Raw genomic sequence first — 15,561 nt, forward strand, 5'->3', positions numbered from 1 at the left:
TCACACCTTCCCCCTGGCCGGACGCGGTGACAACCGGAGGTCGGGTGATGCCAGTGGCGCGGGGTGCAGCAACAGGGTGGACAGGGGGTGGCGGGCCACCGGGCTCCGACCACCGGGCCGGGGGAACCGCCTTCGGAGGTAGGACATCCACAACGCGGCGTAGACGATCGTGAACATCGGTCTCCGCCTGCCGAACCGGGCACCGAAACCGTCGGCGACCTCCCGCAACCCGGCGCAGATGCCGCCGAGGGAGATCCCACCGAGCGTGACCGCGGTCCGAACGCCCGCCGCCCTGTCCGGTTCCATGTCCTCATAGTCGTCCAGGAGCTGGAGGACGGAGCCCAGTTCGCGCACGAGGGCGGATTCCCTCCAGTGCAGCGGACCCGTCGCGACGCCGAAGAGCACGACCATCCCGTGGCCGCCCTTGCCCCGCGTGATGTCCAGGACCGAGGAGAACCCGACCGAGGGGTCGGTCTGCTCCCGCGACCTGACCTGGTACGCCTGCAACTCGAGGAGTTCGCCGAGCAGCAGCTCCAGGGCCGCCGGGTCCACGCGTTCGCGGACCGCCCGGTAGAGCCCCGCGAACACGGCCTCCACGTCGTTCGCGGCGGCGAAGTCCCCCGTGCGGAACAGGGAATCCAACCGGTTGTCGAGGTCGGGTCCGCCGAAGTGGTCGAACAGGTCGTCGTAGACGCGGGTGATGGCGCCGGTCAACACGGTCGGCTCGACGTCCAGCGGCAACCCGGCGGTCTCGGCGTACGCGGCGGCGAGGAACGTCAGCTTCACCCCGGGTCCCCGCAGCGCGTCGACGACCCGCTCGCGGACAACCGGGTCATCGACAGCGGCCGTGACAACGGGGACCACGACCCGCTCGAACACCGCGAGGTATTCCACGGCCCGGCGGCGAATCCCCGGAGTGGGGCGGGCCCAGCGCACGTGGCGGACGAGGGACCACAGGTCTCGGAGGGAGCCCTCTGTCCGACCCACTGGCCGCCACCCCCGATGAAGTCAGACATCCAGCGTAAGGGGTACGGCGCACGGATCGCCATAGGCGTGTCACTGACAGTTCGTGGCCATTCCGCCCGCCGGGGCCATCGGCGGTGTTCGGCTCAGCACCCGGTCAGCCGGTGCCCGTCAGCCGGTCGCGGGCCTCGGCGAGGTCGGTCAGGTGGGTGGCGAAGCCGCCGGTGCAGCGGGACGTGCGGCGGGCGCTGGTGACCACCGGGGCGGTGTCGGGGTGCACGACGCGGAACCCGGCTGCGCGCAGGTGCTCGACGAGGCGGACGTCCTCGTGCACCGGCAGCGCGGGGAAGCCGCCGACGGCGAGGTAGGCCTCGGCGGTGAAGGCCAGGTTGGCGCCGTGGACGTGGCCGCGCTCGCGGGAGTACCTGGCGCGGTAGAGGTGCGGCAGCCAGGCGGGCCAGGCCGTCCAGTCCAGGACGTCCACCTCGCCCGCCACCACGTCCGCGCGCTGGGCGAGCTGGTCGGTGAACCAGGTGCGGGGGACCCGGGTGTCGGCGTCGGTGGTGGCGAGCCAGCGGCCGGGGCGGGCGACCGTGGCGAAGCCCGCCGCCCTGGCCGCGCCGACGTTGCGGGCCGAGACGGTCACGACCGTGGCGCCCGCGGCCTCGGCCACGGCGGCGGTGTCGTCGCGGCAGGAGTCGGCGACGACGGTGACGTGGACCGGCAGCGGCGCGCGGGCGGCGGCGTCGGCGAGGGCGGCCAGGCAGTCCGGCAGGTGCTCGCGCTCGTCGTGGGCGGGGACCACGACCTCGATCCCGGTCAGCACAGGCCCTCCCGGGTGGCGACCGATCCCGGCTGCCGGGTCAGCACGTCGAGGCGGAAGTCCGGTTCGAGGTGCCCGACCTGCCGGTGCAGCGGGGAATCGGCCAGGAAGGCCCGGTGCACGGTGTCGCCGTCGGCCGGGTAGTCGGCGACCGGGTGGCGCCAGTGCACGAGGACCAGCTCCCCGTCCCTGGCCAGCGAGCCGACGGCGAGGTCGACCAGGCGCCGCAGGTCAGTCGCGTCGAGGTAGTAGCCGACCTCGGACAGCACCACCAGGTCGTGCTCGCCCGGCGGCCAGTCCCCCGGCACCTGACCGGCGTCGACCACGACGTTGTCCGGGGTGCCCGCGGCGGCCTGGGCGCGGGCGGTGGGGTCGAGGTCCCAGGCCAGCACCCGGTCGCAGCGCTGGGCCAGGGCGGCGGTCAGCACGCCGACCGAGCAGCCGGGTTCGAACGCCGACCGGTAGCGCGGGCGGGTCAGCGCGGCCAGGGTGAGCGCGTACTTGCGCTGCTCGTACCAGCGGGAGCGGAACCCCCACGGGTCCGGGTCGGCCGCGTACTGGGCGGTGAAGTAGTCGGGTCCGAGGCTCACCCGAACACCACTTCGAAGTCGCGGGTGAGCCTGCGCAGCACCGGGGGCGGCAGGATCGCCGGGTCGGGGCCGAGCGGGTTCACCTGGCTGGCGAACTCCGCGACCGCCGCCCGCTTGGCCGCGGCCACCTCCGGCGGCAGGTCGACCCGCAGCGCGGAGGACCAGGGCACGCGCTCGTCCCCCGGGGTGGACCAGTGCCACGTCCACACCGGGTACTCCAGCAACCGGGCCCCGGTGCGGGCGCACGCGCGGGCCGCGGCCCGGCCGACGGCCTCGTGGTCGGGGTGCCCGTCGCCGCGCCAGGTGGCCAGGCAGCGGGCGCCGGGGCGCAGCACCCGGGCGATCAGCGGCACGAGCGCGTCCTCGTCGATGTTCCCGTCGGGCATCCCGATCCGGTCGACCCGCGCGGCGACGCCGAGGGTGGCCAGGGCGGCGGCGGTCTCCTGGCGGCGGACGGCGGCGAGTTCGGGCTTGGTGTAAACGGTGGTGGTCGGGTGCGACGCCTCGCCGTCGGTGACCGCGATGAGGCGCACTCCGCGGGCGAGCCGGAGCAGGCCACCGACCCCCAGGACCTCGTCGTCCGGGTGCGGGGCGACCACCACGACCGGGCTCTCCGGGTTCGGCAGCGGGGGCAGGGCACCCAGCACGGGCCACGCCCGCCAAGTGCTCTCGTCGGTCCCCGTGCCCTCGATTTCGATCACGGTCGGGTTCCCAGTTCTCCGAGGCGGGCGAGGTCGCGTTCGGCGTGGCTCTGCCGCAGGTAGACGGTGAGGTCGGCGACGCGGCGGCCGTGCGCGGCGTCGGCGCAGAGCGGTCCGGCGCCGGTGGCCCGGCCGACGTGGTCGAGCACGCCGGTGGCCACCCGCTCGACCGCGGCGCGGACCCGCAGCGCCAGCCGCTCCGCGTCGGCCTTGGGCGCGGCGTCGACCGCGCGGGCCGCGTCGGCGAGGACGGCGTCCCCGGTGCTGAGCAGTTCGTCGACCGCGCCGAGGTGGGCGAGCTGGTGCGGGTCGTGGTCGGCCCGGTCGAACAGCGGTCGGGCCACCCCGCGGGCGCCGCCGAGCCACACCGCGGCGACACCGATGCCGCCGTGCCAGAAGCCGGGTCGGTCGAGGTAGGCGCCGGGGTCGCCGACCGGGCGGGCCGGGGTGGCGGCGAAGCGGACGGTGCCGCTGTCGCTGGCCGCCATGCCGGTCGCCGCCCAGGTGTCGGGCAGCGGCGCGGCGTCGGCGGTGCGGACGTGGAAGAGCGCCTGGCCACCGGGCGTCTGCGCGGTGACCAGGGCGTCGGTGAGCGTGTGCGCGCCGGAGCACCACGGCCGGTCGCCGCTGACGCGCCAACCGTTGTGGTCGTGGTCGGCGGTGAGCGAGCGGGGCGCGGCCGCCCAGACCCCCCAGTACTCCCCCGGCGCGGCCTGCTCACCGGTCAACTCGGCGAGGATGGCCGCCGCGTCGGCGTGCCCCTCGGCGAGCCGGGCGGCGGCCAGGTCGACCGCGCCGAACGCGGTCAACCCGGCCCACCGCTCGGCGGTGCCACCGCCACCGGGCAGCGGCAGGTCCGCGTGGCCCTCGTCGACCCACGCGCGGAACTGCTCGGCGGCGTCCACGTCAGCGCCGCTCGATGACCGCCTTGAACTCGGCGGCCGCGCGTTCGACCTTCTTCTGCGGGTCGGCGAACAGGGACGCGACGGCCTCGCCCAGCTTGCCCGCCGGGGGCTCGTACTCCAGGCTGATCTCCACCCCGGTGCGGCTGTTGCCCTTGTCGTCGAAGCGCACGACGCCGGAGTTCTTCACGTCCGGGTCGGAGCCCTCGACCGTCGCCCAAGCGATCTTGTGCGGCGCCTCGTCGTCGACGATGTCGGCTTCCCAGGTCAGCGTCTTGCCCAGCGGCCCGTCGACCGTCCACACGGTACGGTGGTCGGCCCCGTCCTTCGACTTCACCTCGCGCACGTCGGACATGATCTGCGGCAGCTTGGTCAGCGACCGCCACCAGTCGTAGCACGCCTGTGCGGGCGCTTCCACCTCGATGTAGTGCGCAACGGCTCCCATAACACCGGTCCTCTCACAAAGTTCGGGTCGTCGGACTGCGAATACCCGCCCCCACGCGGCGCAACCGTCGGACCGCCGACGGCCAACGTCACACACCACACCGGTTTGAGACCGGGCAGCGGGCGCAAACGCCCGGGCAATTCCTGTATGGACGCAAGAATTGTCCTTCCCGGCAGCCGAAGGCGCGCGAGCCTACACAGCGCCATTTCCCCGCGCAGGGTGAAAACCGGAGTGGGTGACCAGGCGAACACATTTGGTAACGGAATGATCTCGTCTCCCATCCGACCCATCCACCCCCGACCCGGGGCCGAATCACCAGTGTTCTCCCCCTCGGACACACCGAGGATCTGCTGGACGGGACCTCCCGCCCCAGCGGTGCCCTTCCTCAAGCAACGGAGTATGTACAGATGAAGCGCAGCATTCGCGTCGGCACCACGGTCAGCGGCCTGGCGATCACCGCCCTGCTGGCCTCGGCCTGCGGCAGCTCGGACACCGGTTCCTCGGCGACCACCACCACGCAGGCCCCGGCCGCCACCACCACCTCCGCCAGCGCTGCCGCGGACCCCGCCGGCAACCTGGTGGGCCCGGGCTGTGCCGACTACGCCAAGCAGGTCCCCTCCGGCGCGGGCTCGGTCTCCGGCATGGCCGCCGACCCGGTCGCCACCGCGGCGAGCAACAACCCGCTGCTCACGACCCTGGTCTCCGCCGTCTCCGGCAAGCTGAACCCGAAGGTCGACCTGGTCTCGACGCTGAACAGCGCCGAGTTCACCGTCTTCGCGCCGGTCGACTCGGCCTTCGCCAAGATCCCGGCGGCCACCATCGAGACGCTCAAGACCGATGACGCCCTGCTGACCAAGATCCTGACCTACCACGTGATCCCCGGCCAGATCTCCCCGGACAAGATCGCGGGCGAGCAGACCAGCGTCGAGAAGGGCAAGGTCACCGTGACCGGCTCGGGCGACTCGCTGAAGGTCAACGACGCCAACGTGATCTGCGGCGGCGTCAAGACCGCGAACGCCACGGTCTACCTGATCGACACCGTTCTGATGCCGACCTCCTGATCCCGGTCGACGGACCCGGCGCCCAGCGCGCTGAGCAACCCCACCCGGCTGTCGCTGACAGCTCCGGACTGCGGTAGCCGGGTTCACTCCGTTTCCCGGCGAACGCGGAAACTCGACGCCCGACCCACCACCCGGGTCGGGCGTCGAGCCCTTTCTCCACAGTGGACCTTCCCGCCCGGCGCGGAGGAGGTCCACCGCCGCGTCCACCGTACTTGCCGATACGGAAAGCACGGCCTACACTTTCCGACATGGAAAGTTCATGGACCCCGCAGCCGGACGAGGCCGCGACCGCGCTCGGCGACGCGCGGCGGTCGCAGGAGGGCCTGGCGGCCCGACTCCGCCTCCCGGGGCTGTTCTTCGGGTCGATCGCCGTGGCCGTCGCCACGCAGCTCGCCACCACCGCGGTCGGCCTCGCGGTCGGCACCACCTGGTCGCACCTGGTCCTGGCCGCGGGCCTGCTCGTCTTCTGCGCGGTGGCGGTCGCCCAGCTCACCCGGTTCCGCAACCTCAACGGGGTGTGGATCGCCGGGCTCGCCCACCGGGCCGTGCTCGGCACGGCCACCACCGCGTCCCTGTCCTACACCGCGGCCCTGGCGGGTGCCGTCTGGGCGGGCCACCTCGACCTGTGGTGGCTCACCGCCGTCTGCTCCGCCGCGGGCGGGATCGGCTACGCGCTGGGCGGACGGCGGTGGTTCAGCGCCTACCGCGGCGACCCGGTGGCGCACTCCCGCGCCCAGTCGCGGTGGCAGTTGCTCGCCTTCGCCACCCTCGCCGCCGCCGGTGTCGTCCTGCTCCTGGCGGCGGCCTGATGGCCGAGTTCGACCCCAACCTGCAATCCCTGCTCCGCTTCAAGCTGCTCAGCCTGCTCGCCGCCGTCACCGAACTGGAGTTCGCCGCCCTCCGTGACGAACTGCGCGTCAGCGACTCCGTGCTGTCCAAGCAGGTTTCGGCGCTGGCCGGGATCGACTACGTGCGCAGCAGGAAGGGGGTCCACGCGGGCCGCCGCACCACCTGGATCTCCCTCACCCGCACCGGCCGCCGCGCCCTCACCGAGCACATCACCGCCCTGCGCGACACCATCGCCAGGGTCGACCCCCACCTGCGCTGACGGGGCTACAGCAGGTCGTCGTCGCGGAGGCCGTGGCGGACGAGGAGGACGGCGAGGGGGCGGGCGGTGCCGCGGACCCGGTCGGCCACCCACTTCTCGAACTCGGCCGGGCTGGTCTCGTCCAGCCGGTCGTGCGGGACGCCGGTGCGGTCGTCGCCGTGGCGGTACTCGGTCCAGGTCGTGGTCAGCACCCGCCTGGCGTAGTCCTCCGGGCGGTGGCGGAAGCGGTGGCGGAACGCCTCGTCGCCGGGCTGGGCGGCCATGTCACCGTTGGCGAGCAGGTAGAAGCCCTCCGACAGGACCCAGCCGCGCCAGTTGCGGACCAGCAGCGAGAAGCGCACGACCGTGCCCAGGCCCGGTGAGCCCGCGGCCCTGAGCACGGCCCGGGTGTCGCGGATCGCCTCGACGAGCCGGTCCCGCCCCCGGTTCCAGGTGTCGAGGTTGGCCGCCCGCAGCGACTCGGCCCTGGCCCGCCGCAGGCTCGCCACGTCCCGTTCGACCGGCGCGACCCGGAACGTCTCCTCGGGACCGCCCGTGCGGAGCCAGTCGTCTGTCACAAGGCGCAGATCGGTGGGGTGCGGCAACCCGTTACGGGGATCAACGTCACGTCGGCGCCCACCCGGCGGGGTGGGCGGCGGGTGGCCAGGATGGGGGCATGGACAACACGCGACCGGTGGTGGTCGTCGGCGGTGGCCCCGGCGGCATGGTGCTGGGGTACCTGCTGGCGCGGGCGGGCGTGCGGACGACCGTCCTGGAATCGCACGGCGACTTCGCCCGCGAGTTCCGCGGCGACTCGCTGCACCCGTACACGCTGGAGCTGTTCGACCAGCTCGGCCTCGCCGACGACCTGCTGGCCCTCGCGCACCACCCGGCCCGCTCGTTCCGGTTCCACACCCCGCACGGCCCGCTGACCGTGGCCGACTACGCGAAGGTGCGCAGCCGGTTCCCGTACGTGGCGCTGATGCCGCAGTCGCGGTTCCTCACCTTCCTGGCCGAGCGGGCCGCCGAACTGCCCGCGTTCGACCTGCGCACGCACACCCGCGTCATCGACCTCCTCCGCGACGACGCGGGCGCGGTGACCGGCGTCCGACACCGGGGCGGCGAGGTCGAGGCCCGGCTCGTGGTCGCCACCGACGGCCGGTTCTCCGCGGTCCGCAAGCTCGCCGACCTCCCCGCCGCGAACCTCGGCGCCACCACGGACCTGCTGTGGTTCCGCCTGCCCCGGCTCCCCACCGACCCCCCGGACGCCGACGTCGACCTGTACTTCGGCCGCGACCACTACCTCGGCCTGCTCGGCGGCACCGACACCTGGCAGGTCGGCTACAGCCTCCCCAAGGGCGGTTACCAGGCCACCCGGGCGGCGGGCCTGGAACCGATCCGCGCCTCGGTCGCCCAGCAGATCCCCTGGCTGGCCGACCGCGTCCCGGCGCTGACCGACTTCGCCCAGACCACCCTGCTCTCGGTCGACATCAGCCGGGTCGACCGCTGGCACCGCCCCGGCCTGCTCCTCCTCGGCGACGCCGCGCACGTCATCTCCCCGGTGGGCGGCAACGGCATCCTGATGGCGGTGCAGGACGCCGTGGCCGCCGCGAACCGGCTCGTCCCCGCCCTGACCTCGGGCACCCTCGACGAAACCGTGCTGGCAACCATCCAGGCCGACCGCGAACCGGCGATCCGGCAGGTGCAGGCCCAACAGGTCCGCATCGAGCAGCGCACCGCCCGGGCCCGCGACCGCGGCAAGCCGATCACCCCGCCGCGCTTCCTGCGGGTCGTCACCGCGATCCCCGGGGTGCGCGCCCGCGCGGCCAGGGCCAACGCCTACGGCCCCAACCCACCCCGGCTCACGGTCTGACAGCAGGCGCGACGCGACCGGAGCCGATCGTCGGTGCCCGAGCGCTCCGCCGTGCGACCATGGGCGCCCACCGGAGGGGGTACGGGTGCGCGACGAGGAGCGACTGACCAACCGCGTGGACGGCGTCATCCACGGAAACTCCTTGCAAGCAGGCACAATCCACGGCGACGTGCACCTGCACGCGCGCGAGGCCGCTCCGCCGCCGCCCGAGGTGGCCGGAGCAGTGGAGAACTGGGCCGACCTACCGGAGCCACCGGCCGGCATCCGCTCGCTGCTCCGCGCGCAAGCACCGGAGGCGCAGGACTTCCCGTACCGCCTGCGCGGCGCACGGCGCCCGTCGCTGGCCGAGGTGTACGTGCGGCAGGACCTCGGCACCGGCATCGAGGAACCGGTCGACCAACCGCAGCCCGAACCGATCCTGGACGAGCGCGGCCAGGTCGTCGAGACGCACCGCGCCCCCGTCGCCAGGGTGGTCGTGCGCCCGCCGACGCGAACGGTGCGCGAAGCCCTCGACACCGCCGACCACGTGATCGTCACCGGCGGCCCCGGCCAGGGGAAGTCGACGCTGTCGCTGCGCCTGGCCGCCACGCTCACCACCAGGTGGCGCAACCACCCCGCCGAGTCGGACGAGCCACTGACCGAGCCGGTCGTACCGCTGCGGCTCACCGCCCGCGAACTGGCGACCAGGCTGGGCTCCCCCTTCCCCGAGGCACTGGCCGAGACGGCGCGCGCCGAGTACGGCGCCCTGCTGGACACCTCGTTCGACGCCCGGCTGCTCCGCGACCGGGTGGCGGGTTGCCGCTGGCTGCTGCTGGTCGACGGCCTCGACGAGGTCGCCGACGGCACCGAGCGGGACCGGCTCGTCACCGTGCTCGCCACCTGGGGCGCGGACGTGGGATCTCCCTACCGGGTGGTGCTGACAACCCGCCCGATCGACGGCGCCACCCTCGCCCCCCTGCAACGCGCGGGCGCGGGCCGCTACGAACTGCAACCGTTCGACGAGGCGGCCCTCCGCCACTTCGCCGAGAACTGGTTCGGCGACGAGGAACGCGCAGGGCGCCTGCTGCGCCAACTGCGGGCCGCCCACCTCGACGAACTGGTCCGGGTACCGCTGCTGGCCACGATCGCGGCAATCGTGTTCGAGCAGAACAGCGACCGCCCACTCCCGGACAACCGGTACCAGCTCTACGAGGCGTACCTCAAGTTCCTGCGCTCAGCCCACCCGGAGCCCGAAGGACCGTTCACGGCGGCGTACGACCCGCTGCTCGAACACCTCGGACGCATCCGGCTGGAAACCGACACCTCGCTCATCGCCGCCGCCCAGGACTGGGCGGAGCAACACCTCACCGGCCTGACCGGGGAGTGGCACGAGGAGCTGATCACCTACCTCGCCGCCGTCGGCCCACTGTCCCGCCGTGGCGACGACCTCCGCTTCCTGCACCACAGCTTCGCCGAACACCTGGCCGCCACCGCGAAGGCCCGCCTCCTCCCCGAGGAGTTCGACGCGGAGGACCCCGCTTTCGCCCACCTGCTGCACGGCGCCAACCCGCAGGAAGGCGGCAAGCACTCCCGTGCTGTCCTCCTGCACTACACCCGCCTGCACCCCGCTCAGGCCGACACGCTGATCACCTGGCTCCACCACGGCGACGGCACCCACAACCTCCTGGCAGCCCGCCTGCTCGCAACGCACGTCCCGGCGAGCGAGGACGTGGTCGACGCCTTCCTGGAGACAGTGGGCAAATGGGCGCTGACGACGCATTACCGAAGCAAAGACATCCTGTCCCAAGCGAGCCGCGCCGCCCACCACCCCGGTCTCGCCAACTGGCTCATCACCCTGGCGCATAACACGTCCGCACCCTGGGCCTCCAGGATCGAGGCTGCGGCGGCACTGGCCACCCGCCTGCGCGGAGCGGGGTGCAAGGCCGCGACGAGCCTCCTACGCACGGTCGTCGAAGATGCGTCGATCACCCTCTCCGACCGGCTCGCGGCCGCAGAAGCGCTGTCCGACTGCGGCAGCGCAGAACGCCACATGGTCAAGACTGCCTTGCGTTCGATTCTCGCAGAAAAATTCCTTTCGGGAGAGCACTGCCGGATGGCAGCGGTTCTACTGGCGACCTTCGCCGACCGAGAGCGCACCTACGCGATCGAATGCCTGGTGAAGGTCATGGCTGACCCGTGGTCCGCCGATGCGGACGCTGTGGCGGCGGCCACGGGCTTGACGGAGATCAGCGTTGACCACCACCCCCAGTGCGCCGAAGTCTTCAGCGATGTCCTGTCTCGACCGACGTCGCCATCCGTGCTGCAAAGAGCCGCCATTTTCGGCATGGCTTCCCTGGGTGGCGATTATGTGAGCAAAGCGGCAGATGCGCTCACCCGGCTTGCTCGAGATTCGCGAATTCGACTTTCAGAGCGAGGACACGCGGGACAACTTGTCGCCCAGTTGGGCCCGCAGCACCGCCCCATCGCCACGCATCTCCTACACGAGTTGACCGAGGAGTCGGCGTACGGACCCGACCAGCGTGGATTTTTGGGATCAATTCTGGCTGGCCACGGCCTCATGCAACTAGGATTGGAGTTGCTGCGATCGGCTATCAAGGACCGGACTTCGGGAACAAACGACCATTTTTGGGCTGTCCGCTGGCTGGCCGACCTGGGTCCGGAGTACCGCGATGAGGCTGCTCAAGCATTAACCCGACTGGCCGCAAATCCCACCATCTTGTCGTTCGAGCGAACGCGCGCCCTCGGGCGACTCGCGAACCTGGGCGAGCCTTATAAATCACCCGCGGTCGCCGAGCTTCGTACCATGCTCCAAGATCCAGCAGCAACCGCTGCCTCACAGGTGCTGGCAGCCAGCGAACTAGTTCTACTGGACCCGAGATTCCACCCGGCCGTTCTGAAGCATATCCAAACGATCATCAAACATTCGACAGATCCAGATGCACAGATGAACGCTCTGCGGTTGACGCGAGAGTTGAACTGCGAAAATGAATTATCAGTCGCAGAAGCGATGAGGAAACTGTGCAAACCATCCGGAATATCAGCTTGGGAAATGCACCGCGATCACTTCTACATTTATTCGGACAGCGATGTGGATGTACTGCCCGGCCAGGAGATTCTGGCCATTGCCCAAGATTTACGAGTGGCAGGAGCAATCCGCTTCGGCGCAACAATTAGCTTAGGAAATTATGGAAGGAAGTTTCGCCCCGCCGCTCTTGGCAGAGCCGTCGCACTATTGAACGATCCCACGATCATCCCTAGGTTGATCGAAGGTATCGCAACCAATTTTTACGAGTTCGGCCCCACTGCGCGCAGCCTTCTGCTTCACGCATTGCGAGACAGGCTCCACGAGTCAGAATTGAATGACAAAATGCTTTGCGGGGTTGCTCGCGCGATCGATCGCGTGGATCGGTCCCTGATCCCCGATGCAGTCGGCATGTTGCGAACTCGACTGGCGAGCAAGTCAAGTTCGACTCTCCGATGGGAGTTGGGCCGAACCTTGGCCAAACTGGCTCCTGACTGCGCCCCAGGGGTCGTGAACCTAATATTAGATGACGAAACGAGCACAAGACGGCAGTGGGAATTGCTGCTGACCGATTCGCCAGCATCGACTACCCTTTTGATCAACCGACTTCGCAAGCTGGTACGGGATCGAGACAAATCGCGTACTCAGCGCGAAGGAGCGGCAGCGCTCGTCGCACAGTTGGATGAGAACTCACGACCGTTGGCCGTAGCCGAATTGCGTTCGCAAGTCGACGACAGCAATCTGGACTTGCAGTGGCGGATCGATGCGTCCTGCGAGTTGGCGATGACTGTTGATGAGGAAGTCGACAGCAGTGTGACCTTTCATCGAGCTGTTTTCAGGGATCAGTCACAATCGATCCGCGACCGCTGCAAAGCCGGTAACAAGCTTGTCTGCCTGGATTCGTCCTTGGCTGGCGCGGTTCTCCGATCCATGCGTTCATGGTGCGAGGAGGGCCCGGTCACCGATCGCCACGCTGCCTTTGAATGGTTGATTTCGAAATCCACCCGTTCCCGCGAGGTCGAACAGTTGGCTGCCAACCTGGCGCGCGAGCCCAGCGCCGGGCCGCCCATCCTCGGCTCTCTGCTCGAATGGCTGAGCGCTGCTGATCGAGACGTGGTCGAGCGGCGGTTGCTCGCGGACCGGTGCGCGACACCGGCCGAACGAGTCACCGGCCAGAGCAGGTGGGAGCGCGTGGATCTCGCTGACGAGGCCGAAGCCGTCCTGCGGGAGGTCCTCGATGGGGAGGAAACCTCCCCATCGCAACGCGTCGAGGCCGCTATGGCTCTGGTTGAGCTGTCGCCCGCCAACACCGCCGAAGCCGTGGCTCGACTGAAGTCGTCGCTTGCCGATCCGAAGGTTGAGTACCAAGCGCATCGAGAGTTGGCGAAGCTGGATGCCACGATGCACGACACGTTCGTCGCCAGGGCGCGAGCCGTGCTCGCCGACGAGAACGAAGTCTGGGCTTCCCGGCGCCGGGCAGCGGGCTTGATCCTCGACTTGGTCCGCGGCCTGTCCGATGACCTGGCGAACTTCTTCCGGGAGGTCGCGGCCGACGACAGGCTGTCGGCGTCAGACAAAATCGACGTGCTCTGGTCGCTGCGCACCCGCGATGGGCTCGACCCGGTCCGCCGGGTCAGGGACGACCATCGGGAACACGTCGCCGCCCGGTGGATAGCGGCGAACCAGTTGCGCGATTACGCGGAGGAGGATCGGGAGGCGGGGGCGCGGGTGCTTGACGCCATTGCCACCGATACGGGCAATCGACCCACTCTGCGCTGGCGGGCCGCCGGCGACCTTATGGTGTTCGGTGAACGGGGGCGCGAGTTGGGGGCGGTCGCTCTGTCCGCACTCGTCCACGACGAGGGGATGCCATCCTCCGTGCGTTCCGGCGCCGCACTTCAACTGGGCGTCTCCCGGCCGGACTTGCGCTGGGAGATGCTTTCCATCCTCCGTGGACTTCTGACGACCGACCAACCGCCCGCACGCATCCAGGCCTGGGAGGCGATCGGGCGGTTCCAGGCCGCCGAGGCCGCGCTGGGGTTGCGTGGGATGGCCCGCGACCACGCGCTCTCACCCGGTGTCCGGCTGCGCGCCGCCTTGGCCATGATCACGTACAACCGGGACTTCCGGGAGACCGCAGCCGTCGTCGCGCGGGAGGTCGCGCACGATCCGGACTGTCCGCTGCACATCCGGTTCAAGGCTGCGCGGGCCGTGGCGCGGCTGAGTGACCTCTGCCTCGGTGAGGCCCGGGCTCTGCTGCGTGAGTTGAACGCCCAGTGGCCGCCGGCAGGCAGCGCCCTACAGCCACCCCTCAACTTGAGCTGACACGAAACCCACACGCGGTCACCGGGTGCGGATGGACCGAGTCCCCCTGGACACTCACGGACACACCCGCTGGAGTCGCACACTTCTCATTCGTGGCTCTTCACAGACCATCGACGAGGCTCAGTCGTCGGTGGACGCCCCTGGTCCGGTCGTGGCGTATCGGGCGGTGGTGGTTCGGACGGCCTCGTCGACCACCTGGGCGGCGCGTTCGGCGCTCACCTCCCAGCCCGGCACCAGGAGTGTCGGCCAGAAGACGTAGTTGGCGATCATGCCCAGGAACTGGGTGGCCGCGAGGTCCACGTCCTCGACCCGCACCGTTCCCGCCTCGTGCTCGGCCAGCAGGTAGCCGCGCACGGACTCGAAGTAGGGCAGCTTCCCGTGCGAGAACTGCGCATTGGCGAGTTCGGGGAATCGCGGCAGCTCGGCGATGACGATTCGGAACAGGTCGGTCATCCGGGGGTGGCTCAACAGCTCGGCGTAGCGGCGACCGATGGTGCTGAGCCCGTTGACGATGTCGCCTGCCTGCGGGGGATCTCCTTCGTCAGCGGTTGACCAGGACTCGGTGACCATGGCGTCGAACAGGGCGGCCTTGGTCGGGAACTGCTTGAACAAGGTGGCCCGCGAAACGCCCGAGCGCTCTGCGATCCGCGCCAGCGACGTCCGGTCGTAGCCCAGCTCCAGGAACAGCGCGGTCGCGGCCGCCAGGATCAGCGCGCGCTTCTCCTGGGCGATGCGCTGGTGGTACGTCGTCACGACCCTGCTCATGAGGCGAGCATACGAGGTGAGTGGCTTGACTCGCCTCTGCCCTCGACCTAGTGTCGGGGATGGTGAGTCGACTGGCTCACCATCGACCGCCGTTCATCACCGATGACCCCGGTCATTCACCCGCACACCGGAGGAATACCTGATGCACCGCTTCGACAACCAGACCGTGCTCGTGACCGGTGGGGCCGGTGGCCAGGGGTCGAGCCACGTGCGCGCCTTCCACGCGGAGGGGGCGAACGTGGTGATCGGTGGCATTGACGCCGAACGCGGCGCCGCTCTCGCCGATGAGCTCGGGACCCGCGCTCGCTTCACCCACCTCGATGTCACCGAGGAGAGCTCGTGGTCCGCCGCTGTGCTGGCCACCGAGAGCGCCTTCGGCGCCCTGAACGTGCTCGTCAACAACGCGGGCGTGCAGAACCCGCCCGCGACGATCGAAAACACGGATCAGGCCACGTGGTCGCGCATCCTCGACGTCAACCTCACCGGGACCTTCCTCGGCATCAAGGCCGCCGCCCCCGCTCTGCGCCGCGCGGCAGGGGGAACCATCGTCAATATCGCCTCGACCATGGGCCTGGGCGGCACGGCCCACTACGCGCCGTACGTCGCAGGCAAGTGGGCCGTGCGAGGCCTCACGCGAACGGCAGCGCTCGAACTCGGCCGGGACCACATCCGCGTGAACACCATCCACCCCGGCGTGATCGCGACCTCCTTCATCCACGAACCAGCAGCGGGTGCCACCGCGGCAATCGCCGATTCCTACTCACCCGAGCCGTTCGCCATCCCCCGACTCGGAGAACCGGTCGACGTCACCCGGCTGCTCCTGTTCCTCACGTCATCGGACGCGTCGTTCATCACGGGGTCGGAGTACGTCATCGACGGCGGACTCCTCCTCGGCCCCGCCCTCCAGGCCGCGACCGCATGAGCACTCCAGGCGCGACCGGGTCGAACGACTCCGCAGGGGATGCGTCTTCGTCCCACCTGCCCAACCGCATCCGACGAGCCAT

General features: G+C 70.4%; 14 protein-coding genes. 6 read left to right on the forward strand and 8 right to left on the reverse strand.

Going from position 1 to position 15,561, the window contains the following annotated elements; genetic code table 11:
* The 6 genes from UO65_RS29710 to UO65_RS29735 form a co-directional block, all read right to left on the reverse strand.
* Positions 1 to 987: a class 1 isoprenoid biosynthesis enzyme gene (locus tag UO65_RS29710; RefSeq protein ID WP_146241000.1), complete on the reverse strand. Its 987-nt coding sequence runs from the start codon at positions 985 to 987 to the stop codon at positions 1 to 3.
* 133 nt (positions 988 to 1,120) lie between these two features.
* Positions 1,121 to 1,789, reverse strand: coding sequence for a glycosyltransferase (locus UO65_RS29715; RefSeq protein WP_035289187.1), 669 nt, complete (start codon positions 1,787 to 1,789; stop codon positions 1,121 to 1,123).
* Positions 1,783 to 2,376, reverse strand: coding sequence for an SAM-dependent methyltransferase (locus UO65_RS29720; RefSeq protein ID WP_035289190.1), 594 nt, complete (start codon positions 2,374 to 2,376; stop codon positions 1,783 to 1,785). Before UO65_RS29720 ends, UO65_RS29715 begins: the two co-directional genes overlap by 7 nt.
* Positions 2,373 to 3,077, reverse strand: a complete 705-nt coding sequence (locus UO65_RS29725; RefSeq protein ID WP_035289193.1) for a PIG-L deacetylase family protein — start codon at positions 3,075 to 3,077, stop codon at positions 2,373 to 2,375. Before UO65_RS29725 ends, UO65_RS29720 begins: the two co-directional genes overlap by 4 nt.
* On the reverse strand, positions 3,074 to 3,982 hold the full coding sequence (locus UO65_RS29730) for an acyl-CoA dehydrogenase (protein WP_035289196.1): 909 nt from the start codon (positions 3,980 to 3,982) through the stop codon (positions 3,074 to 3,076). Before UO65_RS29730 ends, UO65_RS29725 begins: the two co-directional genes overlap by 4 nt.
* Position 3,983: 1 nt before the next feature.
* Positions 3,984 to 4,424: an SRPBCC family protein gene (locus tag UO65_RS29735; RefSeq protein ID WP_035289198.1), complete on the reverse strand. Its 441-nt coding sequence runs from the start codon at positions 4,422 to 4,424 to the stop codon at positions 3,984 to 3,986.
* Positions 4,425 to 4,831: 407 nt separating this feature from the next.
* On the opposite strand from UO65_RS29735, the gene UO65_RS29740 reads away from it, so the two are divergent.
* The 3 genes from UO65_RS29740 to UO65_RS29750 all read left to right on the forward strand — a co-directional run bounded on the left by UO65_RS29740 (position 4,832) and on the right by UO65_RS29750 (position 6,593).
* Positions 4,832 to 5,485: a fasciclin domain-containing protein gene (locus UO65_RS29740; protein WP_035289199.1), complete on the forward strand. Its 654-nt coding sequence runs from the start codon at positions 4,832 to 4,834 to the stop codon at positions 5,483 to 5,485.
* A 248-nt stretch (positions 5,486 to 5,733) separates the two neighbouring features.
* Positions 5,734 to 6,294 (forward strand): hypothetical protein, encoded by a 561-nt coding sequence (locus UO65_RS29745; protein WP_035289201.1) that lies wholly within the window; start codon positions 5,734 to 5,736, stop codon positions 6,292 to 6,294.
* Entirely contained in the window at positions 6,294 to 6,593 is a 300-nt protein-coding gene (locus UO65_RS29750) for a transcriptional regulator (RefSeq protein ID WP_035289203.1), read from the forward strand. Before UO65_RS29745 ends, UO65_RS29750 begins: the two co-directional genes overlap by 1 nt.
* A 5-nt stretch (positions 6,594 to 6,598) precedes the next feature.
* Here UO65_RS29750 and UO65_RS29755 read toward each other — a convergent pair whose 3' ends face one another.
* Entirely contained in the window at positions 6,599 to 7,150 is a 552-nt protein-coding gene (locus tag UO65_RS29755; RefSeq protein ID WP_035289205.1) for a hypothetical protein, read from the reverse strand.
* A 98-nt stretch (positions 7,151 to 7,248) separates the two neighbouring features.
* Between UO65_RS29755 and UO65_RS29760 the strand changes: the two genes are divergently transcribed.
* Positions 7,249 to 8,445, forward strand: coding sequence for an FAD-dependent oxidoreductase (locus UO65_RS29760; RefSeq protein WP_035289207.1), 1,197 nt, complete (start codon positions 7,249 to 7,251; stop codon positions 8,443 to 8,445).
* Positions 8,446 to 8,530: 85 nt separating this feature from the next.
* On the forward strand, positions 8,531 to 13,792 hold the full coding sequence (locus UO65_RS29765; RefSeq protein WP_035289210.1) for an NACHT domain-containing protein: 5,262 nt from the start codon (positions 8,531 to 8,533) through the stop codon (positions 13,790 to 13,792).
* Between the two features lie 120 nt (positions 13,793 to 13,912).
* Here UO65_RS29765 and UO65_RS29770 read toward each other — a convergent pair whose 3' ends face one another.
* Positions 13,913 to 14,557, reverse strand: a complete 645-nt coding sequence (locus UO65_RS29770) for a TetR/AcrR family transcriptional regulator (RefSeq protein ID WP_035289211.1) — start codon at positions 14,555 to 14,557, stop codon at positions 13,913 to 13,915.
* A gap of 142 nt (positions 14,558 to 14,699) precedes the next feature.
* Here UO65_RS29770 and UO65_RS29775 point away from each other — a divergent pair, with 142 nt between their 5' ends.
* On the forward strand, positions 14,700 to 15,479 hold the full coding sequence (locus UO65_RS29775; protein WP_035289213.1) for an SDR family oxidoreductase: 780 nt from the start codon (positions 14,700 to 14,702) through the stop codon (positions 15,477 to 15,479).
* Positions 15,480 to 15,561: the final 82 nt, after the last annotated feature.

This window comes from Actinokineospora spheciospongiae (assembly GCF_000564855.1).
Taxonomy (GTDB): Bacteria; Actinomycetota; Actinomycetes; order Mycobacteriales; family Pseudonocardiaceae; genus Actinokineospora; species Actinokineospora spheciospongiae.